19 protein-coding genes are annotated in these 22,509 nt (G+C 51.4%); 14 read left to right on the top strand and 5 right to left on the bottom strand.

Features of this window, described 5'->3' with window-relative positions; translation table 11 throughout:
* Positions 1-9: 9 nt before the first annotated feature.
* From IPI86_RS23890 to IPI86_RS23875, 4 genes are read left to right on the top strand one after another with little or no spacing between them, the layout of a single operon-like run.
* A complete protein-coding gene (locus IPI86_RS23890) occupies positions 10-1,416 on the top strand; it encodes an AAA family ATPase (protein ID WP_345300541.1) in 1,407 nt (468 codons plus the stop codon).
* A 2-nt stretch (positions 1,417-1,418) separates the two neighbouring features.
* The gene (locus IPI86_RS23885) at positions 1,419-1,868 is read left to right on the top strand and encodes a dual specificity protein phosphatase (protein ID WP_345300540.1); all 450 of its coding nucleotides are present in this window, start codon (positions 1,419-1,421) and stop codon (positions 1,866-1,868) included.
* A gap of 11 nt (positions 1,869-1,879) precedes the next feature.
* Complete coding sequence (locus IPI86_RS23880) at positions 1,880-2,512, top strand: histidine phosphatase family protein (protein WP_345300539.1); 633 nt, start codon at positions 1,880-1,882, stop codon at positions 2,510-2,512.
* Positions 2,513-2,547: 35 nt separating this feature from the next.
* Positions 2,548-3,066, top strand: a complete 519-nt coding sequence (locus tag IPI86_RS23875) for a GNAT family N-acetyltransferase (RefSeq protein ID WP_345300538.1) — start codon at positions 2,548-2,550, stop codon at positions 3,064-3,066.
* Between the two features lie 37 nt (positions 3,067-3,103).
* On the opposite strand, the gene IPI86_RS23870 is transcribed toward IPI86_RS23875, so the two are convergent.
* The 5 genes from IPI86_RS23870 to IPI86_RS23850 form a co-directional block, all read right to left on the bottom strand.
* A complete protein-coding gene (locus IPI86_RS23870; RefSeq protein WP_345300537.1) occupies positions 3,104-5,908 on the bottom strand; it encodes a M20/M25/M40 family metallo-hydrolase in 2,805 nt (934 codons plus the stop codon).
* A gap of 114 nt (positions 5,909-6,022) precedes the next feature.
* On the bottom strand, positions 6,023-7,327 hold the full coding sequence (locus IPI86_RS23865) for a pyridoxal phosphate-dependent aminotransferase (RefSeq protein ID WP_345300536.1): 1,305 nt from the start codon (positions 7,325-7,327) through the stop codon (positions 6,023-6,025).
* Between the two features lie 214 nt (positions 7,328-7,541).
* Complete coding sequence (locus IPI86_RS23860) at positions 7,542-8,918, bottom strand: S-layer homology domain-containing protein (RefSeq protein ID WP_345300535.1); 1,377 nt, start codon at positions 8,916-8,918, stop codon at positions 7,542-7,544.
* 142 nt (positions 8,919-9,060) lie between these two features.
* Positions 9,061-10,521, bottom strand: coding sequence for an S-layer homology domain-containing protein (locus IPI86_RS23855; protein ID WP_345300534.1), 1,461 nt, complete (start codon positions 10,519-10,521; stop codon positions 9,061-9,063).
* Positions 10,522-10,701: 180 nt separating this feature from the next.
* Positions 10,702-12,462: an S-layer homology domain-containing protein gene (locus IPI86_RS23850; protein ID WP_345300533.1), complete on the bottom strand. Its 1,761-nt coding sequence runs from the start codon at positions 12,460-12,462 to the stop codon at positions 10,702-10,704.
* Positions 12,463-12,709: 247 nt separating this feature from the next.
* Here IPI86_RS23850 and IPI86_RS23845 point away from each other — a divergent pair, with 247 nt between their 5' ends.
* The 10 genes from IPI86_RS23845 to IPI86_RS23800 all read left to right on the top strand — a co-directional run bounded on the left by IPI86_RS23845 (position 12,710) and on the right by IPI86_RS23800 (position 22,483).
* Entirely contained in the window at positions 12,710-13,165 is a 456-nt protein-coding gene (locus IPI86_RS23845; protein WP_345300532.1) for a hypothetical protein, read from the top strand.
* Positions 13,166-13,251: 86 nt separating this feature from the next.
* Positions 13,252-14,937, top strand: a complete 1,686-nt coding sequence (locus IPI86_RS23840) for a hypothetical protein (RefSeq protein WP_345300531.1) — start codon at positions 13,252-13,254, stop codon at positions 14,935-14,937.
* A gap of 86 nt (positions 14,938-15,023) precedes the next feature.
* Complete coding sequence (locus IPI86_RS23835) at positions 15,024-16,385, top strand: SPFH domain-containing protein (RefSeq protein ID WP_345300530.1); 1,362 nt, start codon at positions 15,024-15,026, stop codon at positions 16,383-16,385.
* The gene (locus tag IPI86_RS23830) at positions 16,382-17,527 is read left to right on the top strand and encodes a S24 family peptidase (protein WP_345300529.1); all 1,146 of its coding nucleotides are present in this window, start codon (positions 16,382-16,384) and stop codon (positions 17,525-17,527) included. Before IPI86_RS23835 ends, IPI86_RS23830 begins: the two co-directional genes overlap by 4 nt.
* A complete protein-coding gene (locus IPI86_RS23825; protein WP_345300528.1) occupies positions 17,524-18,189 on the top strand; it encodes a PHP domain-containing protein in 666 nt (221 codons plus the stop codon). The genes IPI86_RS23830 and IPI86_RS23825 overlap by 4 nt, the downstream gene beginning before the upstream one ends.
* A gap of 106 nt (positions 18,190-18,295) precedes the next feature.
* Positions 18,296-18,508, top strand: a complete 213-nt coding sequence (locus IPI86_RS23820) for a cold-shock protein (RefSeq protein ID WP_345300527.1) — start codon at positions 18,296-18,298, stop codon at positions 18,506-18,508.
* Between the two features lie 172 nt (positions 18,509-18,680).
* Positions 18,681-18,947: a 4Fe-4S dicluster domain-containing protein gene (locus IPI86_RS23815; protein ID WP_345300526.1), complete on the top strand. Its 267-nt coding sequence runs from the start codon at positions 18,681-18,683 to the stop codon at positions 18,945-18,947.
* Positions 18,944-20,242 (top strand): FAD-dependent oxidoreductase, encoded by a 1,299-nt coding sequence (locus IPI86_RS23810; RefSeq protein WP_345300525.1) that lies wholly within the window; start codon positions 18,944-18,946, stop codon positions 20,240-20,242. Before IPI86_RS23815 ends, IPI86_RS23810 begins: the two co-directional genes overlap by 4 nt.
* Positions 20,243-20,326: 84 nt before the next feature.
* Positions 20,327-20,881 carry a hypothetical protein gene (locus IPI86_RS23805; protein ID WP_345300524.1) on the top strand — a complete coding sequence of 185 codons (555 nt, stop codon included), beginning with the start codon at positions 20,327-20,329 and terminating at the stop codon, positions 20,879-20,881.
* A 9-nt stretch (positions 20,882-20,890) separates the two neighbouring features.
* Complete coding sequence (locus IPI86_RS23800; protein ID WP_345300523.1) at positions 20,891-22,483, top strand: cytochrome c3 family protein; 1,593 nt, start codon at positions 20,891-20,893, stop codon at positions 22,481-22,483.
* Positions 22,484-22,509 lie beyond the last annotated feature (26 nt).

Here is a 22,509-nt window from a genome sequence, read left to right as displayed (position 1 = left end):
AATCACCCCATGACCGACCTCTTTGACCATGCCATGCAGGAACGCATGAAATCTGAAGCGCCGCTTGCCGCACGGATGCGCCCGCGTACGCTGGATGAATACATTGGGCAGGAACATATTGTTGGTGAGGGGAAGTTGTTGCAGCGCGCCATCAAAGCCGATAAACTTTTTTCGTCCATTATTTTGTGGGGGCCGCCAGGCACAGGCAAGACCACGTTGGCACAAGTCATTGCGAATAGCACCAAGAGTCACTTTGTGACCATCTCGGCCATTCTGGCAGGCAAGGCTGATCTGCGCGTTGTGATCGATGAAGCGCTCGAACGCCGCCGCCTGCACAACGAGCGCACGATCCTTTTTGTGGATGAAGTGCATCGTTGGAACAAGGCCCAGCAGGATGCCCTCCTGCCGCATGTTGAAAATGGAACCTTCACGTTGATCGGCGCAACCACGGAGAATCCATACTTTGAGGTCATCAAAGCGTTGATCTCGCGTTCGCGCGTTTTTCAATTGCGGAATTTGAACCAGACCGAAACGGGGATTCTGCTCGACCGCGCCCTCTCTGACAAGGAACGCGGCTATGGAAACAAGCGCGTCATTCTGGACCCTGATGCCCGTTCCCACTTAATCGAAGTTTCCAGCGGCGACGCACGCAACGCCTTAAATGCCATCGAGCTTGCAGTTGAATCCACGTCGCCCGATCAGGATGGCAACATTCACATCACCCTGGATGTGGCACAGGAATCCATTCAACGCCGCGCGGTTTTGTATGATAAAGATGGCGATGCGCATTACGACACCATCTCCGCTTTTATCAAATCGGTGCGCGGAAGTGACCCTGATGCCGCTCTGTATTGGCTGGCAAAGATGATCTACGCAGGTGAAGACCCGAAGTTCATCATCCGCCGTCTGATCATTTTAGCGGGTGAAGATATCGGCCTCGCTGACCCGATGGGGCTGGTCGTGGCTTCTTCTGCGGCTCAGGCTTTTGATTTCATCGGCCTGCCTGAGGGAATCTACCCAATTGCCGAGGCCACGTTGTATCTTGCCACTGCGCCGAAATCCAACAGCGCGGGTGCATATTTCAAAGCAATGAAAAAGATCGAAGAAGAGGGGCAGGTCTCCGTTCCTCGTCATCTCGCGGACGGGAATCGTGATGCCGCCGCGATGGGACATGGCAAGGATTACGTCTATCCCCACGAAAGCGATGGGCATTTCGTCCCGCAGCAATATTTGCCGAAACGTTTGCTTGGCACATACTTTTATTCGCCTTCGCAGGAGGGCTATGAGGCGCAAGTCACTGCACGGTTGGAGATGTGGCGCGAAGCCCAGCGCAAGGCGCTGAATATTGAGCGCAGGGAGGACGTCCCTGACATGACCGAGGAAGAGATCAAGGAAATGAAGCGGAAGATCAAGTAAGCATGGACGAGATTCGCCCCTGGCTTTACATTGGGAGATATCGAGATACACTGGATAAAGCGTACCTCGATTTCAAGTCGATCCAATCCATTCTTCAGCTTGCCGAGCCAATTCAATATCCAGATATCAATTCCCTGTTTTTGTCTGTGGATGATCTGGATGGCACACCCCATCCACTGATCAGGCAGGGAGTGGATTTTATTCTGGCGGAAAAGGAAAAAGGACACAGGGTGCTTGTGTCCTGTGGAGCGGGCATCAACCGTTCGACCGTCTTTTGCATGGCGGCATTGAAAGAGGTGGAAGGTTTAAGTTTGTTGGATGCGGTCAAGGATATTAAACGCAGACATCCTGATGCGATGCCCAACCAATACGTCTGGGAATCGTTTTGTGAATACTATAATGAACCGACTCCTTATCTCGATGTCATGAGATTATTAATTCAAAAATTCTGATTGGAACCCAAATGCCCCTCTTACTTCTCATCCGTCACGGCGAAAACGAATACGTCAAAACTGGAAAATTGGCAGGACGTCTGCCCGGAGTGCATCTCAATGAACGTGGGCAGAAGCAGGCCCAGGCGTTGGGCGATGCGCTGAAGGATGTGCCGATCAAGGCCATTTATTCAAGTCCGCTTGAAAGGGCGATGGAGACGGCTGCACCGATCGCATCCGCTCGAAAATTGGATATCCTTCAAGAGCCTGACCTGATGGACACGCACATCGGGAAGTGGCAGGGGAAATCATGGCGCGTGCTCAGCCTGACAAAAGCGTGGAAGATCGTGCAAAATGCGCCGTCAAGATTTCGTTTTCCTGAAGGCGAGTCGTTTCCCGAGGCACAATTGCGGCTTGCAAACGTGCTGGAACGGGTTGTTCAAACGCATAAGAAGCCGCAGGATATCGTCGCGGTTGTGTTCCATGCCGACCCGATCAAACTGGCCGTTGCTCATTTTCTCGGAATGCCGCTCGATCACTTTCAGCGGCTGGCCTGCGATACAGGTTCGATGACCGTTTTGCACGTGGGCGAATCGGGTGCGCATCTTGTGAAGTTGAATCAACGTCCGCCTTTTGATTTTCTTCCTTCTGATAAGAAAAAATAAAAGCGGCTGATATCATGGCAAATCTGGTGTAGAAAATGGCAACCATACTGGAAACCGAAAGACTTCTTCTCAGGCATCAAGTGATCGAAGATCTCGATGACTTATGGGCACTTTATTGTGACCCTGAGATCACGAAATACATTCCCGATGCGCCGCGTTCCCGCGAAGAGGCGCAGGAGGAATTGGAATGGCACATGCACGGCCATCCCAAACATCCCGAGCTTGGATTGTGGGCAACCATTCACAAGGAAACGGGAAAATTCATTGGCCGCTGCGGCTTGCTCCCGTGGACGATCGATGATGTAAACGAAGTTGAGGTGGCTTACACCATCGCGCGGAATTACTGGGGACAGGGATTGGGCTCGGAAGCAGCCCAGGCGATCCTGAAATATGGCTTCGAGAAATTACATTTATCACGCATGGTTTGCTTGATCGACCCTGAGAACAAAGCCTCTCAAAAAGTTGCGGAAAAGATGGGTATGGCCTGGGAGAAAACAGTGAATGGCTATGAGGGAGATCATATTCCCTTTTGGATTTATTCGATAAACAGATAGCACGAGAAAGGGTCACGCAATTGCGTGACCCTTTTGTTTACTTCCACAACTTCGATAGCTCATTCAGCGATCTGTAATACGGCTCGATGCTTGGAATGAAATGTGCCTCATTCTTCGCGTGCGGACCCACGCCCGACTGTCCCCACACAACAGCCTGACCGCCGGGGGCGAATCTGGCACTGGTACCGGGCAGTTTCTTCCCAATACGCGCTTCCTGACCACCCGAAGCCTGCTTGACTGCTTCGATGAGCGCTTTTAGCGCCGGGTTATTTGGGTCGCAGGCCACGCCGTTTTCCATGACAGAGAATTTTGCTTCCAATCCATTTTCGGCACAATAACTTTCGACCTTCAACCTTAAACCTTCCACATCATCCTGTGGAATGGGGCGGATCTCCACGCCCAGAATCCCTTCCGCCGCGGTGACGTTGTACACGCCCGGTGTGCCGACATTGATGAAGGGGAACTTGGCTTGTGACTGCCATCCGTCAGGTGATTTCAATGTGAGATGCTTTGCAAATATTTCATTCAACGCAGAGCGCGCGGCGATGAGTTTCTCGCTCAAGTCGCCTGTGCCCGCCACGCCGCTGTGACCTTTCGCACCGTGTGCGATCACGTCAAAACGCATCACGCCGCGATTCTCCACGCAGATCTCACCGAAGAGTTCGTTTCCTTTTTCGCCTGTCCGCTCGCCTGCGATGAACAGCGATGGGGTGAGATTCAATTCCTTCAAAACGTGCGGTGTGCCCCATGCTTCAGCTTCGCCGTTCTCTTCGTTGCCGATCAGCAGTAACGCTATGTTGGGGCGCAGTGAAGCTTCGACCTTCCACATATCCTTCATCCAAACGAGATAGGTCGCAACCACGGTCTTCATATCCGCTGCGCCGCGGCCGTGCAGATAATCGCCTTCAATGCGCGGAATGAACTGTGAATCATCAGGCTCGGGTTCGACCACGTCAAAGTGACCTGTGAGCAAGATCGGATTCTCTTTTGATGCGCCAGGAAAGGTTGCATAAACAGCAGGATATTTTCCATCGAAGAATTTCACATCCAGACCTGCATTTCGTAAATAATCATCGATCAACGATCCTGCACGATGGACTTCGTCATATCGTTCGTCGGGGCAGGCAGTGACGGATGGAATGCGGATCAATTGTTGAGCGAGGTCGAGGATCTCGCTCGTTTTGTCTGGATAGGAAATTTCAACCACAGCCTGCGGGCGCGGGCGGAATAGAATGGGTGTGGTTTGGCGCTCCGCGTGGCGCGCGGCGTCACGTCCACGCTGGAGGAATTCGGCGATTTTGCCTGATTCCTCGCCGAGCAACCCATATTCCGAGGCGATCCGTTCCACATCGCTTTTCACCTGCGCTTCGCGTTCGAAATGTATTTCCTTCAAAATATCCAAAGGCACTTCGTTGCCGTCGCCCAATTCGCCCTGCAAACGGGCGCGGAATTTTTCGGCTGTGTTTCGTCCGCCTTCAGACATTTCAACGAGCGGGGTCAAATCTTTCCACATGTTCAATGCCTCGGCCAGCGGCTTGACCTCGGAGAGAGTCCACTTAAGGAAATCGCGCATGGAGATCGGTTTGGCTGTGAGCGGATTTTCGATCTCGGCGCGCAGGCTGAATTTTGCGGCGAGGTTTTCGTTATTGCGCGCGCGGACGATGTCTTCGCGGTCGTAACGGAAACTGCGCGCAAATTGCGGGTCTGAATAAATACGCAGGAGTAAAAGATGTTTGAGCGTGAGGTTGGCGATGTCAATATCAAGGCTGTGCCCGCCATCATCCACGCGGACTTCAACGCGTCCCATCGGCAGGTTGATGCGTGCCATGAGGTTCTGTTTTTCGATCTGTAGCGCCATCTCTTCGGGTGGAGTCGCCTGGCCCACAGCGAACAGGCCACGGGTATAGAGATGCGTCAATTCGTCGCTGGTGGTGGAGATCAATCGTTCAACAGGTTCCGCAAACGAACGCGCGCGCACGGGAGTCCAGTTGTTGTTACCGAAGCGCACGCCGCGCCGTACGAGGTCATAAGAATTTTGAAGATAATCAGAGTACGAGCGATAGAGATCGGGGAGATCCAACTCGCGCGGATTCGGGAAGGTCAGATTGCGGATCGAATCATGCTCGGTGAGGACAACAACCGCGCGTCCATCCTTAACCTGGGCCTGCATCGGCGTCGACGCAGCAGTGGCGATAAAGAGAGAAGCGAAGGCGCGCAAGAGGCGCGTGGCCGTGATGTAAAACTCAGATTTGAATTCATCGAGATGTGTGTCGCCGCGTTCACTGGCAGAAAGATGCATGAAGTCCCACGCGAAAAGCGGATCAGGCAAAGAGAGGTTGCTGTGAATGCCTGCGGTTGCGAGGGTATCGCCGTACAAGTCAACGCATTTTTCGAGATAGCGGCGTTTGGCAATGCTCCAATTTCCAGGCAAAGAATCGTGGCTGATATCGGTAAGGAATAGAAGATTGCCGTGCCAATAATGCAGGCGTTCACCAAAGTTGCTGCCCGCGCGATGCAGCGAGTTGATGAGCGAGGCTTCCATCAGACGCGCTTCGTAGATCGTGCCGCGTGGACTGTAATATGGGCGCGTGGCCCATTCGATCATCCAGTGAAAGACTTCGAGCTGGCTGAATTGCGCCTGCCACGGCGCGATGCATTCGGCGCGCAGATAATCCACAAAGGATTGCTGGCTGGGGCCAGCGCCCACGGTGAGCAATGGCCGCAGTTCTTCATCGAGCAGATTCCATTCCTGCTCGAAGCCGTTGAGTCCGCTTTGCGGTTTTTCTTTTGCAGCCTGTTCGAGTGCGAGGTGGTATTTTTCGGGAAATTTTTGAGGGGACATAAGCGATTCCTAAATATTAGTGAGAGTGAAAGTTCCGTAACTCGTCAGAAAAATGAAAGAGGAAAGAAGAAAGAAAAGGATTTACCCATCTTTCCTCTTTCCTCTTTTTTGCAGTTATTTCTTCAAACTCTCCAACCCCTCAACCAATCGCTTGAATGCGCCTTCGGTTCTTTCGGCGGGAGTGGCGTAGGAGAAGCGGATCCAGTCGTTGCCGAAGGGGGAGAAGAATGCGCCGGGGACGATGGCTACGCCGTGATTTTCGGCGAGATATTGTCCGAGCGGCTCACTATCAGCCCAGCCCTTGGCTTTGATGAATTCACCGACATTCATGAAGGCGTAATAGCCTTTGCCGATGATGTGCTGAAAACCCTGTTCTGCGATCAGCTTCTTCAAAACCACGCGGCTGGCATTGGTCGGTTCGATGATGGTCTTCGCGGCTTCGGTAAATCCCATTTCGTAGGCGGCCATGGCGACTGCCAAAGAATAGAATGAAGGAATAACTCCGTGTGAAGCGCGCGCGGTGATGAATTTGATGACGGCTTCATCAGCGATCAGGTGGCAGTTGCGGACGTTCGATCCGCCCAGCGATTTGGTGATGCCATCGAGGAACATGATGCGCTTGCGTTCTTCGGGGGTGAAGAATTTGAGGAAGGAATTCAAGTCCATCGGTGATTCGTCGGTGACGTAGTGATACATCCAATCGAAGAGCACGAAGGCCACGCCCGCTTCCAATGCGGCTTTGGCGAGCGAGACCTGCTTTTCAATGGCGATGGTCAGACCTGTGGGATTATCGGGATTGGTGATGACGATGCCCGCGATCTTTCTACCCTTGGATTCGGCGAACTTGACGCTCTCGCGAATGGCATCTTCCGAATAAGCCCACCCTTGGGCTGGGTCGCCGGGAGCCCAAAGCACGTTCGCCCCGACGCCGTACGGTCCCCAGTTGTAGGAGATCCACGGAACGCGGGATACCATGATGAGATCGCCCTGACGTCCATGCCCGAGTGAGAGCATCGCGCCGTAGGCCTTGACCAATGCATCACGTCCGCCTGCGGTGCCGAGTACGTTTGCGGGACCCCAACCCGAAGAGGAATCCAATTTCCAATATTGCTCAATGACTGCCTTGCGATATGCGTCGGTGCCGAAAGGCATATCGTAAGCCGTACCATGCTCCAGTTGAAGTTGAAGCGCGCGTTCCAAAATCGCTTTGGGTGTGCCAGGCAGTGACGCGCCTCCGTCGCCTTGTGACGCGTCGAATATTTTCGCGCCTGCGTTCTTTTCCACATAGACCTTCAACGATTTGTTGATGAGGAACATGCGTGAAGGCGGAATATCGGCCATCTGCTTAAGGTGATCGCTGACCGGAATGAGATTCTTCTCGTCAACGGCAAGGACGGGTGTGGCGTTTGAAATGGACATGATAGCTTCTCCTTTGTGAGATTAAGAAAAACGCCCCGATTTTCTCGGGGCGTTTGGTGTACCTAGTGAGTATGAACTTGTTGCTGTTCACCTGACAACCACCAATGCCCCGTCCCTGTATTATTGGTACGAGTGGTATTGGTAGTGGTGTCAACTACAAGTTGGCTGAACATTGCGCGCAAGGATACCACCGCAAAAGGCATGCGTCAAGAAATTACGGCAAGTTGAAAGCCCTGACGAGAAAGACGGCCATCTCGGCACGCGTGACAGAATTCTCCGGACAATAGTTTCCATCGCCGCACCCGCTGGTAACACCGTCGCGGGCGAGTTGCTCGATCCAGGGAGCCGCAAAGGAGCCAATAGGCACATCGCTGAAGACAGTACCTGTTGCCGCCGGGGGCATGTAGGTGCTGCCATACTTGCCACGCAGCAGGAAGATCGCCATTTGAGCCCTTGTGATGGTTGCATCTGGACAGTAGTTTCCATCGCCGCAGCCTCCAGTGACGCCCTCTGCTGCAAGTTGCTCGATCCAATCTGCTGCAAACGAGTCGGCGGGTACGTCCCCGAAGACTGTTCCACTTGCCGATGGGGGTGTGTAGGTACTACCATGGAGTCCGCGTAAGATGAAGATCGCCATCTGCGCACGAGTGACGGTGGCATCAGGACAATAATTTGGCGGCGAGGTTGAACATCCGCTTGTAACCCCTGCGTCATACAATCTTTCGATGTAGTCATTTGCCCAATGCGAGACTGGGACATCTCCGAAAACCCAGGTTGTGAGTGTCACCTGATCGATGAAGACTTCATAAGGCGTTTCAGTTGAATTCCCGTCCAACTGCACGGCAACCGCCAATTTATCTGAGACGCCAGATTCGAATGCTGGGGCGATCAAGGGAATATTTAGTTGTTGTTCCAGTCCATCAACAGAAAAATAACTGTAGTGCACCTGACCATTGAGTATGTCACCATTCAAAACCAGCGGGTGCCATCGTTCGCCATCAATAAGGTAGCTGTTACCAAAATCCATCCATCTGCAAGGGTCCGCTGGATCCCAATAAAGCCAATTAGGTGCCCCCGCATCACATGAATTATTCACATTGTTCCATTGCATTGCCCATTCATACCGTACGCCTTGATCCCATTTGCTCATTGAGAATTCAATCGCTTGAACAATGGACGGACCTCCCGCGTTGTTATAGGTCGATGTAGGTCTGTACTGAAATTGCAAACTCAATGAAAAGAAATGGCTGGACGGTTCGGGATTTAGATTTCTGTAGCAATGGATATTTGAGTTTGGATCTCCCCCGGTGATGGCACAACGCAATGACTTGCCATCGAGTGATGGATCTGAAACATTATTCAATTCCCAGGTTGGAGATCCCTGGCCATCGACATCAATATAACCTTCCCACATGGACGCTTCTTCATCTAACCCTGACTGAATAGAAGAAGGTCCATCCGGCAGGGGAAGAGAATAATTAGTTTGACGGGTATCTGTTTGTATTTCAGACGGGGTGGTTGCCATGGCAAGCATGCTCATGGTTAGAGCCATCAATACAATGACTCGGATAAAAATATTCGATGTATTCATGGCGTTTAATCCTTTCTGAGATCTTTACCTTGCTCGCATTAATAATGACATAAATCATTATACTGACCTCACTATTAATTTCAACTTAAGTGCCCCCGAGTTCTCGGGGGCACTCTGTTCTTCTAATTGATAGTATTTTTTTCTAGGGCAGGCTGAATGCCCTGACCAAAAATACTGCCATTTGGTCGCGGGTGACATCAGCATCTGGACAGTAGTTTCCGTCGCCGCATCCGCTGGTGATACCTTCGTTGGCGAGTTGTTCGATCCAATCGGCGGCAAAAGAGCCGACGGGCACATCGGTGAAGATGCCCGTTGCCACGGGCGGAACGTAGCTGGCACCATGTTCGCCCTTCAACAGGAAGATCGCCATTTGTGCGCGGGTGACATTGGCATCGGGGCAGTAATTTCCGCCGCCGCATCCGCTGGTGATGCCTTCATTCGCAAACTGCTCGATCCATGCGGCTGCGAAGGCGTCAGCGGGTACATCGCCGAATATCGTACCCGTAGCTGTGGGCGGGATGTAGGCGCTCCCATGCATGCCACGAAGGATGAAGATGGCCATCTGTGCGCGAGTGACAGGCGCAAGCGGACAATACATCATCGGGGAGGTGCTGCATCCGCTGGTAATGCCTGCATTATAGAGTCTTTCGATGTAACTGGCCGCCCAATATGTAGATGGTACGTCGGTGAAGATGGACGTGGTTGAGCCGCGCCAGCGGTTGTAGAAAATATTGAGCAGGGAAACGAATTCGTTCGTCGCTTTTTGGCTGCCTGCCGCATTGGGGTGATCGTCAGCGGGGGAGGATGGATAATATGATGTATTCATGCCCGCTGTGAAGACATGCTCGATGGCGCCGTTGATGTAGCGGTGATGATTGTCTGGCCCGGTCAATACATTGTAGAAATCAAAGACAGCCACATTGGGCAGTGTATAACCGTTTTCCGTCAGCCAGTCGTTCATCAGCCATTCGTTGAAGGCGCGGGCATTTTCGGCGTAGGTGCCATCCTGCAAAGGCGGTGCGGTGATGACGATGAACAGTTTATCGGGACGGGATGCGAAGTATTGCAGAATTTCGTTGTACACATATTTGGCGTGTCCCACCGTCAACCAGCCGTCAGGTGATGGCGGGTCGGTTGGGCTGCCTTCCAACGCAGAATTCGGGAAACAGGATTTGAAAACGATGATCTCGTTCTCGCCGCCGGGGTCGGTCAGGTTGCGGGTGTAGGAGGAGTTTTGTCCGCTTTCGTTGAAGAGAGCGTTCATGTACGTTTCTGTATCTCCGGAACGGAACCACTCGGTCCAATTCGGGATGTCTGTTCGGTCGCCAATGGCATTTGGCCCCCAGCCATAGTTGGTGCCGCTGACAAAATAATTGTTCTGCTCCAGCGTAATGCCGAGGTTTCCGTACCCGTCCGCCAGCCAATTCTCACCCGTGGAATGATGGATGAAGATGAGCTTGACCGTTTGTGCCGGCGGAGTCGGATCGTCTGCATAGAGCGGAGCAGAGACAGGTGCCGCCAGGGTTGGAACAGCGCCTGACAAAAAGAATATAACGACAATTAGGATAGTGATTATGCGTGAAAGCGATTTTTTGGTATTCATGTCAACCCTCCCAGGTTGTATATAAACTCAACACATTTTCAATATACAACTTTTAATATGCTGTTCAATAATACCAATGTCACATCTTTTGTTTTTTCGCTTCACAAATTTGTTTGGGCTTGATTCTCAAATCAAAAAACGCCGCAGGGGAATCGCGGCGTTTTTTGATTTAGTCGTTGGTTATGGCAGGCTGAAGGCCCTTACAAGGAATACCGCCATCTCAGCGCGTGTCACTGAATTGTCCGGGCAGTAATTTCCACTGCCGCATCCGCTGGTGACGCCTTCGAGAGCCAGTTGTTCGATCCATGCATCGGCGAAGGAACCGAGCGGAACATCGCCAAAGACGGTGCCGGTCGCTGCTGGGGGTGTGTATACACTTCCATGTTCACCGCGCAGTAGGAAGATCGCCATTTGAGCGCGTGTGATGGTTGCATCGGGACAGTAGTTGCCTCCGCCGCAGCCAGCCGTTACCCCTTCGGCCGCGAGTTGTTCGATCCAATCAGCGGCAAAGGAGCCAACTGGGACATCACCAAATACGGTACCTGATGCAGTGGGTGGGACGTAGGTGCTCCCATGAATGCCGCGCAGAATGAAGATCGCCATTTGTGCCCGCGTTACCGTGGAGTCTGGACAATACATCAGTGGAGAAGTGCTGCATCCACCTGTGATGCCTGCGTTATACAATCGTTCGATGAATTCCCGTGCCCAATATGTGGATGGTACATCCTCGAACAATGAGCCTGACGATGTGAGCCCGTGCGGACCCGAGCCAGTAGATGGAGTAATCGTGTGGCAAACCTGACACTGGTCTATGGGGCCGTTTTTGCCCTGCAAGATATTGAATTTGATCGCATCGTTCTCTTCACGACTTGGAGCAACTGCATGCGTGCTGTCATGACAGGCTTCGCAGTACAAGCCTCCGTGTTCGGTTGAGAAGCGATAGAGCGGATGATTTTGATCGTATTGTCCGCTGTCGTGGCAGGTGTCACAGCGTGGTTCGTTCAGCCAAGGATCGGGATTATTTTTCACGGTGGACATCCCGCCGTGGCAATCAATGCAGGTCATTCCTTCTTGTGACATCGTGTCGCGTAGACATTTTGTTTGCGGCCCCGGGTGGCAGTTGTAACAGCCATCCAGAGTGTCTGGAGATTCATCTTCATGTTTGTCGTGCATTGCATTGGATAGATTTGGCACTCCCGATTGCCCCGGTGCGCCGAGCGCGTTGGAGGCATGGCATTTTGCGCATAATACCGGGCGGTTTGCCATTAAGTTCGTGCCTTCCTCTTCGTCATGCAACTGCAAAATGTTGGTTTCAACTTTTCCAGTTGGGTTGTCAGGACTACCTTCCCCGCCATCACTGTGGCATTTGTCACAGCGCATTTCCGATGAAACGGGTGTGACTACCCGGGTTCGGGCCAGTTCCGCCCCTGTGACTGAATCTTTTACGATGACCGTGGCAAGCTGATAAGGCTGGCTTGTGGTGGGGGCGCTGTCGCTGAACTCGGTGACCGGGATACCCTCTGCAACATAATGGTCCCCGCTGAAATCCATCGTTCCTGACAGACCTTTCCCTTTCAGGCCAACATTGGGCGGTAAACTAACGCCGAACAGATCCTGCGAATAGGACCAGAAATTGGTTTTGCCAACCGAGTATGTGTTGTCTTCGTAGAAATATTCCACGGTAACGCCGCTTGTGACCAGGGTGGGCGGGTCACCGGCTTTGATCACTTGAACCCACAAGGTATTGTATGGGGGCAATACCGCGAGATCTGCAAAGTCACGGTTGTAACAATGCATTCCCAGGTCATTCCAGGCCAGGATTTTATACGTCCCCTCCGCGGCATCCACGCTCTCGCGAGTCAGTAACCCTGCTCCGGCCCCGAGCAAAGCGGCGACCAACAGAGCCAGCCCTATGCGAATCAAGAAGCCTTTTGTTTTCATGCTTATCTCCTTATCTTGGCGAAATACATGTATTTTATATACAGTCGTTGCTGTGCATAAAAAGTTACGCCTTGTCAATAATTATGACACATTTCTCCGAATTTTGTTCTCGAGTGGACTCTGAATCTCTGTGATGGCAAAATGACCAAATTTACGCCCTCTTGACAATGAAGATGCTACACGTATATACTGATTTTTGAGCATCGTATCCATCCGCATTTTCAATCAGTTATCGGGGAGTTTTCATATGGAAAACATCAGTGGGTTAGCGTCAGAGATCGTAGTTGCGTTTGTAATTGCTCTGGCAACAGGTGCATTTACTTTCATGGGGTTTTGGCGACAAGCAAAAGCAGACCTCGAACAGGAATACTTGAAACGTTTCAACGATAAGAAGTGGGGTGTTTATACGGAGTTTGCAAAACTGTTGCAGGCCCCTCCCCAAGATATTTTCGAAGATGGTCGCAGACAAGCGGCGGAAACGGCTATTGCCTCGCAGATCGTGTTGATCGGTTCAGATGAGGTCGTGCGCGCATTCCGCGATTGGCGTGAAAGTGCAACTGTGCATGGAAAAGCCCAGCGTGTGACAGACGAAAAGCTTTTTTTGCTTGTCGCAAATATGCGCCGTGATTTGGGGATCAAATACAGCAATCTGGAGGTTGACGATTTGTTGGGGGTGTTGAATCCCTCATTGGGGGATGGGTAAATACCATGTCCGCTGATACCCGTATTTCAAGACAGGCAAAATACTCGATTCTCGGAACTGCCATATTTGTAGGGGCTCTATTTAGCGTGTCCTTTCTCAATGAAATAAAACTTGTCTGGCAGTTGATCATTTCCTGGGGGTATGTTTATATTTTGCGTGCGGCCGAAGCAGTGTACGTTTCCCCGGAAGCCAGCCGCGCCAGTTTGATGATTTTTGCCAATGTAACTGTTTTTGTCGTCATATTTTTCATCGTGTTATTTTGGATATCTCCATTTACATTGCCAGTGCGCGGCTTGACGCAGATACAAAACGCGTTTGCCGGCTTGGTCCGTTATACATTGGCTGGGAGAAGCTTGCATGGTCCGGCGATCTTCGTAAAGGAGGGGGAGCCTAGGGTTGAAGAAAACGAATTGAACAGTTTCAAAGCAGGCGTGGCTTTGGTGGATCTATACAGCGCCATTGTTTTGGAACAACAGACCGGATCCATTGACGCTTTACGGCAGGAGGTACATTTTGAAGCTGAATCTGAAGATGCTGAAACTCAAAGCCCCCGCAAGCTTGGGGTGTGGAAGCAGGTTGCGGCTAAGTTGGGAATCGCCGGTAACGATGTCAATGTCACCATCGTGAAGGCATTTGGTCCAGGCGTGGTTTTCACCAAGTCTGGAGAAAAGATCGTGGGTTGGGTGGATCTGAGAAAGCAAAGCAGAGCCGTACAAGGAGTAAAAGCCTGCACCCGGGATGGCATTGAGGTTACGACTAATGTGAATGTAACCTTCACCCTCGGGCAGGCTGAGGATATTTTGCAAGTCACGCGGACTGATGAGGGCTGGCGGGCTTTGCAGTTATCCGGGCCTTCTGTAAGTAATCAAGTTGTGAAATTTCAGCCCGTGGAATTTATCAGCGATCAGGACGCAAAAGAACTTGAGCATGCCTACGCCGAAAACGAATTCGAGTGGAACGATACTGACACTCGCGTCTCGAAGACTGGAGCGGCCTCCCAGTTTATTTTCGATAAAGAGCGGGTGTTCTCTGCCGTGTATTCCCGCGCGCGCAATGTCTCCGATGAGTTTCGACTGATCGATTGGACGGAACTGCCCGGACATGTGGCCGCCGATATTTTTCGGGATTTGCTGGTACATGAAAATTACGATGACCTTTACAAGCCAGACGACCCGAATGATTTTCCGTTGGGTGAATTCAAAAAGAAATTTGGGAAAGTAGTTACCAACCTGGGTGTGTTGGGCTACCAGGTTGTGATGCTGAAGGATGAAACCCCGATCAAGGATGCGCAGGACGTGAATGAGGTCGACTTGAAATTTTCCCGGCCTATGAAATTTAAAGGCGCCGCAGTCCTCAGAGACCGTGGAATTAAGATCCTTGGTGCCGGGTTTGGTGACCTTGTCCCTGTCAATGAAGACGTGCGTGCTCAACTTCTTGAAAACTGGCGTGCCCATTGGCAGCAGGAGGCCCAAAAGACCCTGGCCAGTCATGAGCTGCATGCCATGCGTATCCATAACCATGAACGTTCGCGGACCCAGCAGGATATGATCTACTCCCTGTCAAGGATCTTCCAGGAGAATCACTATACTGAAGAGGCTCTGGCGCTCCGCCTGTATCAGGCTTTGGAATCGGCAGCAGTCAACCCAGCCACGCAACGATTGCTCCCTGCTGATACGGTTCAGATGCTTTCCAATCTGCGGCACTGGCTCCTGCCAGAAAACAAAAAGACGGATGAATCGAATCCCATTATTGGCGAAGAAGGTGCGCCATGATGATCTTTCGTACCGGTAAAACTCTACTCTTGAGGATTCTTCAAAACTTCCTGTCTGGAGACTTGTTCTGGGCTCGGCTCCGCGGATTGTTCCTGCTTTTTGTGACAGCGGCCGCCTCCATTCTTATCGCGGCCTGGTTTGTGGTTGAGAAACTCACGCTTTGGCGAATTTGGAATGATATTGGCTTCCCACTTGTGGTGATCGCCTTGTTCATTCTTTTGATCGCTTATATCCTTGTCGAAAGATACGAAGAAAAGGCAAAGCCTTTAAAAATACTTTGGTATACGGCAGTGTTTTTTATTGTAGTGGGGCCGCTTTCTTGGGTTGAGTTTACCTATATACAGCCGTTTCTGAACGGCGAGTCCATTTTCCGCTACTTGATCCTCCCTCTGGCGGCATTAATCAGCGCATTTTTGTCAGGGGCGCGATACATTCAGGATATCCACAACATCGGGAGTTATGCACTAGCGGTCTTGTATCTACTCTCGTCCTTTTGCGGAATCAGGTATCCGAAGATCAAAGTGTCGGATAAGTACGTTGCCGGGGTGGGAAAAAATCGTCTGGATCGGATTGGCGGCCCCGGCTACATTTCCATTGGACCCGGAAACGCAATTTTGACGGAAAGGTTGCATGGGCCAGCCGGGGTGTATTCTGCGGGTAAATTCTTTATTTCCCGCTTTGAATCGATCGTGAGTGCCCTCAACCTTGATGATCAGCATGGACTTATCCCGGCAGTATCGGCAGTGACCAAGGACGGGATCATGGTAACGGTAAAAGATGTGCGGTTTCGTTACCGTGTGTGGTCTGACCATCGTGAGACCAATACCGCAGCCGGGCGCAGCCTGACCAACCCATATCCGTTCACTGTTCGGGCGATTCGCAGCTTAACATATAATCGCACCGTATCTACAACGGGACCGAATACTTGGCACGAGATGGTAAAGGGTGTCATTTCTGGAGCGATTTCCGAGTATATTGCAAAACACCAGTTAGACCAGATTACCGCACCCCGATATACCGATGGTAATGCGCGTAAGGAGATCAGTGATCAATTGGGAACCCTAGCCACCCGCGAAAAATTAAAAGATGCAGGCGCCCAGCTTTTATGGTGTGATATCGGGCACTTCGAAGTGGATAATAAGGCTGTTTCTGATCAACGCATTGATACGTGGAAGGCTGGTTGGATAGGCAATGCCGATGTTACACGCGCCTATGGTGAGGCGCAGCGCAATGCCTATCAGGAGATCGGCCATGCCGAGGCACAGGCTGAAATATTGATGAGCATTGTCCATGCCTTTGACGATATTGATCTGGCGAAAGATGAAAAAGACCGCAGTATTCGCAACATTGTTTTGGTACGCACTGCCCAGGTATTGGAGGCGCTTTCAACCACAACAGGTGAGCAAACTCCCGACAAAGACGTGAAAAAGGATGGAAAGAAACCATGATGACGACCGAAGCAAAATCCATCCGCTGGTTGAGATATGTCAGCAGATGGTTGAATAAATTTAATAAGAGCTCATTGAGCGACCCCTCCGCGCTTTTGCTGGATAGATTGAAGAGGGAATGTGATAGGCAGGAAATGAAGAAAGCCTGGGGTATTATCGAAGACCTTAACCGCTTGAGTCAGGCTTCTGAAGGTTTGGAGCCTGCTGAAATTTGTTTGCAGTGCGGGTTGAGTGTTGCGGAGATGGGGAACTTCAAGGAGGCTCAAAGACTCTTCGGCGAGGCATCCACCAAATATACAAACTCATTACACCATCAGGCTGTTGCCTTGTGGATGAAAGGTTGCATGGATTGGCTGTTGCCCAACAAGGAAGTGGAAGCCATCAACTCATGGCGCGATGCAGAAAAACGATTTAAGGGGATCCGCGATAAAGAGAGCCAAAAGGGAAGGCTGGATTGGTATGACGTGCGCTGCAAAGAAATGCACGAGGCGCTTCATCAGGCCGCTGAAAAATATCAAATTCCGCCGTTGCCAGCCGAAACACCCGAAAACAAATCCATGTTAACAGAGACGGCCACGAATAACGGAGAAGATGCGGAACAGCAAATGCATTCTGACCGCATCGGGCTTTTTTCCATCCGTGAATCCATCAACGCAGGTGACATTGGGCCGAGCGGTATTTTGGAAACGCCGATCGATGGCATGGTGGAAGTGGAACAGGTCTTCATCGAAGACAAACCATTTCGGATCTTGTCCATTGATGGTCACAGCTTTTTTCGAAGCTCAACCCACAGGACGGCGGTCATCAAGGTTTCCGGTGACAGCATGAATCTGGCCAACATCGAAAACGGTGATTATGTGTTGCTTCGGTTTTTGCCAAAGAACACCAGGGAAGTAACCGAGCCTGAAGAGGATGGAGATATTTCGCCGCCAGCAGGCTATAAAAGCGGAGATATTGTCGCTGCTGAGATCATCAGCGATGAGGATGAAGGAATCACCTTGAAAAGAATCCTGGTTCGAAACGGCAGGATCATTCTCCAACCGCAAAGCTTAAACCCAAAGCATATCGAGCGTGAATTCAATGCCTCGGATGAGCGGCTCTTTATTTGCGGCGTCGTGCAGGCCATCTTCAAACCATTATGACCTTGTCTCGTAAATTGACCCTCGAATTTCATTGTCATACCCATGCTTCAAAAGATTCGCTTACCCGCCCCGAAGATTTGGTGCGGGCGGCGCGGCGCAAGGGATTGGACCGCCTGGTTATCACCGACCATAATTCCATTGCAGGCGCGCGTGCGGCTCATGCACTGGACCCGGAACTGGTCATCGTGGGTGAGGAGATCATGACGACGAAAGGGGAGATTCTCGCCGCCTTTGTGTTGGAGGAAATTCCTCCTTTCTTAACTCCGCAGGAAACGATTAAGCGCTTGAAGGATCAAGGGGCATTCATCAGCGTATCTCACCCGTTTGACGAGTTGCGCGCGGGCGGTTGGCAGGAAAATGACTTGCTGGAGATCATTCCATTTGTGGATGCCATTGAAGTGTATAACTCACGCTGTATGCTGCCGCGATTTAATCGAAGAGCGCAAGAGTTTGCCGAAAAACATGGGCTGGCTGGCACGGTCGGCTCGGATGCGCATGCGGCTTTCGAGGTGGGGCGATCTGTCATTTTGCTGGACCCGTTCACAGGTCCGAATGAGATGCGGAATGTGATTCGCGGAGCAAAATTTCAGGTGAAATGGTCGCCTTGGTGGTTTCATCTTACGTCGAGAGTTGCATCGATACGGAAGAAATTTAAATCTTGACATGCTGTTTTAGGCATGATAATCTTGCGCTCAGCAGGCCCGAATCGCCTTTGAAAGCGGAAAGGTGAACGGGCTTCAATTTTTTTCTCAGCAGGAGTAAAGAAAGATGTCTGAGCGTTTTGTTGGAACCGTCAAGTGGTTCAATTCGACCAAGGGCTACGGCTTTATTGGTCGGGATGGTGGTGAGGATGTGTTCGTACATTTCACTGCCATTCAGAGCGATGGCTACCGCAAGTTGGAGGCCGAACAGAAGGTGGAATTCTCCATCGAGGATGGCCCCAAAGGCTTGCAGGCGGCGAATGTAGTTCCGCTCTCGTAAGACTAAGCCTGACGGCTCAAGTTTTGCGAACAGGCAGGGTTGCCGTGAGGCAGCCCTGTTTTTATTTTAATGACATTTGTTACTGTCCTGCTTTTCAAGATGGGAATACAATCTCAAGTGCCAAAGCCGTAACTTTTTTGGGGAAAAAGCGACTTGATACAAGGAGGCTTACTTGTCATTTATAAACATTTTCAAAACTGATGCAACGAGGCGTGTGGCACTTTCGGCGGGGCATGTTGTGCCTGATTCTTCCCGCTGTGTGCAATGCGGTATTTGTACCTACAATTGTCCGATTGGGATCGATGTTCGCGCGCATGCCTGGATGGGAGAGGCGATCAAGCACAGCGAATGCTTGACCTGTGGGGAATGCGTGGCTCGTTGTCCGCGTGGGGTGCTGCGTTTTGAGCGCACCGACTTGTTTACGGACGGTGCCAAATGAGATATATCGTGATCGGTTCAGGGGTTGCCGGGGTGGCTGCGATCGAAGCGATCCGTTCAAATGGGAAAGCTGGCGAGATCGTAATGGTGGGCGATGACCCGCACGGATTCTATTCGCGCCCCGGGCTGGCTTACTTTCTGACGGGCGAATTGCACGACAAAGCTTTGTTTCCCCGCACGCGCGAAGATTATGCGCGGCTCAATTTCAAATTTCAAAAGGGACGCGTGACCAAACTGCTTCCAACAGAAAAGGCCATTGCCCTGGATGGAAAAACGTATCTTTCTTACGATAAGCTGCTCATCGCTGTCGGGGCACAGGCCACGCCTTTGGCTGTTCCTGGCGCCAATCTTGAAGGCGTGGTCAAGCTCGACCATTTGGAAGATGCGCGCAGAATCCTGAAATTTGCCAGACGCGGAAAAACCGCTGTGGTGGTGGGCGGCGGCATCACAGCGCTTGAATTGGCGGAGGGGCTGTTATCACGCGGGGTGAAAGTGCATTACCTTTTGCGCGGAGATCGATACTGGAGTAATGTGCTTGATGAATATGAATCGCGCATTATTGAGCGCCGTTTGCAGGAGGAAGGTGTTACTCTGCACTTCCATACGGAACTAGCCGAGATCACGGGGAAAAGCCGTGTGAATGGACTCCGCTTAAAGGATGGGCGCACGATGCGCTGTGACATCCTTGCTTATGCCATCGGAATTAAACCACGCGCGGAACTGGCTCGAGATGCGGGTCTTTCAGTTGACCGCGGCATTTTAACGAACGAATATTTACAAACCAACGATGAAAATATTTTTGCCGCTGGCGATGTGGCACAGGTCTTTGACCCAGCCACAGGCAGGTCGGTGATCGACAGTTTGTGGCACCTTGCGCGAGATCAAGGTCATACGGCGGGTTTGAATATGACTGGTGAACGGCAAACCTATGTCCGCAATACTCCCTTCAATGTAACGCGCCTTGCAGGCCTGACCACCACAATCATCGGGTCAGTGGGGCAGGGACACGATGAAGACATCGTCGGCATTGCGCGCGGTGACAGTGAAACGTTTCGGCAATTGCCCGATGCCATTGTGGCGCAAAGCGGATTCGACGTAAACCGTGTCCGCTTGATGGTTGGGGAAAAGACTTTGCTTGGTGCGGTGGTGATGGGTGATCAAACCATTTCCACTCCTTTGCAAAGGATCGTTCGGGATGGAATGGATATTACGTCCATGCGCGATAAATTACTGGCGCGCGATGCAAAGATCGCAGATGTGGTGGTGGATTTTTGGTCCAAATATAAAGCAAATTAAAAAAACAACCTGGATTTGCGGTAAAAATTTTTATAGCCTCAAGGCAGTAACTTGAGTTAAATACATTTTTCGGGAGGGCCGAGGATGCTTCGAAGTAACAAGGAACTCTGGCTGGCGTTTGTGTTTTGTGTGTTGATCACGGGTTTGTATGGGGCGGTGGTAGTTTGGACACGGGAAATCCCCGCGGCGGGGGAATTGTTCGGCCATTCCATTGGCATTGTAGGTTTTGTGCTGATGTTGATGACAGAGATTCTCTACAGCCTGCGAAAACGAAGCAGGAGTGCGGCGCTTGGACGAATGTCTACATGGCTGCAATTCCATATTTTCACTGGATTGGTGGGGCCATTTATGGTTTTGCTGCACACTTCATGGAAATTTAACGGTCTCGCGGGCGCGACCACGCTGCTGACGGTCATCATCGTATTCAGCGGTTTTATCGGCCGTTATATCTACACTCGTATTCCACGCACCATGGATGGGCTTGAAATAGAAGGTACGCTGTCACAGGAGGCGCTCAAACAGGCGCGGCGGCTGATGTCTCTTTGGCATACGGTGCACATTCCTATCGGTATGGCGTTGTTCATTTCCGCATTTATTCATGTCGGCGCGGCACTTTATTATGCCACGTTTCTGCGATAGGAGGGGATCATGCAAAGTAATAATCGTCTCGGATGTTTTACAGGAACGGGGATTTTCGCCGCTCTGATAACCATTGTTGTATTTTTCGGGTTTGAGTTTTTTAGCGGAAATCAAATGTTCACCGCTGGCGCACTAAATGCCGTGGCAGATGAAGAAGTGTTGGGCGGTGTTAATTCGCATGCACAGATCACGGAATGTTCGGCTTGCCATGCCGAGCCGTGGAGCGCCGAGAAAATGGCAGATCGCTGTGCGAAGTGTCACACGGATATCGCCGCGCAGATGTTCGATGTGGCACAACTACACGGCGCGATCATGCAAAAGAATAACACGCTGGCCTGTCGTGATTGTCACCCTGAACATCGTGGCGCAACGGCTTCATTGACCGAGATGGGGGAGAACACCTTCCCGCATGAGGCGCTGGGATATTCATTGGAAGGGCATCAGCAAAAGGCGACGGGCGAGGCGTTCGTCTGCAAGGATTGCCATGGTGAGGATGTGACAACCTTCGCATCTGACTCCTGCGACAACTGCCACCGTCAAATGGATATTGTCTTCACCCAAACACATGTCCTGTCTTTCGGGACGGATTGTCTGGCCTGCCATGATGGCATCGACCGTTACGGCGACAACTTCAATCATAATCAATTCCCGTTTCAATTAACTGGCGAACATGCCGAAGCCAACTGCACAGCGTGTCATCTCGATGCCCGCAGCATCGTGGATCTGCAGTCTGCGCCGCAGGATTGTTTCTCCTGTCATCGCGGAGACGATCCGCATGCGGGCACCTATGGTAATGAATGTGGTGTCTGCCATTCATCAGAAGGCTGGCTTCCCGCGAAATTTGACCATAATTTATCCGCCTTTAAACTAGAAGGTGAACACAATGAGGTAGCCTGCGAAAAGTGCCATGTGAATAACGTCTTCAAGGGTACGCCCAGCGACTGTTACTCCTGTCATCAGCAGGATGACGAGCACAATGGCCGTTTTGGAACCCAGTGTGAAACCTGTCATACACCGAAGAACTGGGAGAGCGCAAACTTTGACCATAACCTAACCGCCTTCAAGTTGGACGGTGGACATAGGGAAGTGCGTTGCGAACGCTGTCATGTGAATAATGTGTTCAAGGGTACGCCGACTGATTGTTATTCCTGCCATCAACAGGATGACGAGCACAACGGTAAGTTCGGCACAGATTGCGCATCCTGCCATAACACGAGTGACTGGGACGACGCAACCTTTGACCACAGCCGCACCAACTTCCCGTTGACGGGCGGGCATTCAGGAGTGGATTGCGAGCAATGCCATAAAGGTGACTCATTTACGGGTTTATCGAATGAGTGTGTGTCATGCCATGCCGACCCAACTTTCCATGCAGGCGTGTTTGGAAACAATTGCGCCACTTGCCATACCATCTTTGCATGGACACCTGCCGGATTTAATATTCAACACCCCGAGCCAATTGCTGAGGAAGGCGGGAATGGTGTGTTCCATGGCGGCGCTTCCTGTCGTCAATGTCATCCTTCCACTGTGCAGGAGGCCACATGTACAGCCTGTCACGATGGAAATGATTTTGAAGGCGGTGAAGGCGACGACGACGATTAATGTAAAAAAGCCCTGCAAAATTTGCA

The sequence above is a fragment of the Candidatus Villigracilis affinis genome (assembly GCF_016705895.1).
Classification (GTDB): Bacteria; Chloroflexota; Anaerolineae; order Anaerolineales; family Villigracilaceae; genus Villigracilis; species Villigracilis affinis.
This window is presented reverse-complemented; position numbering and strand designations above follow the sequence as displayed.

Excerpts from the sequence above, each read along its gene's own strand:
- IPI86_RS23845 (WP_345300532.1), top strand. The coding sequence starts at position 12,710 with ATGGAAAACATCAGTGGGTTAGCGTCAGAGATCGTAGTTGCGTTTGTA.
- IPI86_RS23820 (WP_345300527.1), top strand. The coding sequence starts at position 18,296 with ATGTCTGAGCGTTTTGTTGGAACCGTCAAGTGGTTCAATTCGACCAAG.
- IPI86_RS23850 (WP_345300533.1), bottom strand. The coding sequence starts at position 12,462 with ATGAAAACAAAAGGCTTCTTGATTCGCATAGGGCTGGCTCTGTTGGTC.
- IPI86_RS23830 (WP_345300529.1), top strand. The coding sequence starts at position 16,382 with ATGATGACGACCGAAGCAAAATCCATCCGCTGGTTGAGATATGTCAGC.
- IPI86_RS23855 (WP_345300534.1), bottom strand. The coding sequence starts at position 10,521 with ATGAATACCAAAAAATCGCTTTCACGCATAATCACTATCCTAATTGTC.
- IPI86_RS23880 (WP_345300539.1), top strand. The coding sequence starts at position 1,880 with ATGCCCCTCTTACTTCTCATCCGTCACGGCGAAAACGAATACGTCAAA.
- IPI86_RS23825 (WP_345300528.1), top strand. The coding sequence starts at position 17,524 with ATGACCTTGTCTCGTAAATTGACCCTCGAATTTCATTGTCATACCCAT.
- IPI86_RS23885 (WP_345300540.1), top strand. The coding sequence starts at position 1,419 with ATGGACGAGATTCGCCCCTGGCTTTACATTGGGAGATATCGAGATACA.
- IPI86_RS23805 (WP_345300524.1), top strand. The coding sequence starts at position 20,327 with ATGCTTCGAAGTAACAAGGAACTCTGGCTGGCGTTTGTGTTTTGTGTG.
- IPI86_RS23800 (WP_345300523.1), top strand. The coding sequence starts at position 20,891 with ATGCAAAGTAATAATCGTCTCGGATGTTTTACAGGAACGGGGATTTTC.
- IPI86_RS23810 (WP_345300525.1), top strand. The coding sequence starts at position 18,944 with ATGAGATATATCGTGATCGGTTCAGGGGTTGCCGGGGTGGCTGCGATC.
- IPI86_RS23870 (WP_345300537.1), bottom strand. The coding sequence starts at position 5,908 with ATGTCCCCTCAAAAATTTCCCGAAAAATACCACCTCGCACTCGAACAG.
- IPI86_RS23890 (WP_345300541.1), top strand. The coding sequence starts at position 10 with ATGACCGACCTCTTTGACCATGCCATGCAGGAACGCATGAAATCTGAA.
- IPI86_RS23875 (WP_345300538.1), top strand. The coding sequence starts at position 2,548 with ATGGCAACCATACTGGAAACCGAAAGACTTCTTCTCAGGCATCAAGTG.
- IPI86_RS23860 (WP_345300535.1), bottom strand. The coding sequence starts at position 8,918 with ATGAATACATCGAATATTTTTATCCGAGTCATTGTATTGATGGCTCTA.
- IPI86_RS23865 (WP_345300536.1), bottom strand. The coding sequence starts at position 7,327 with ATGTCCATTTCAAACGCCACACCCGTCCTTGCCGTTGACGAGAAGAAT.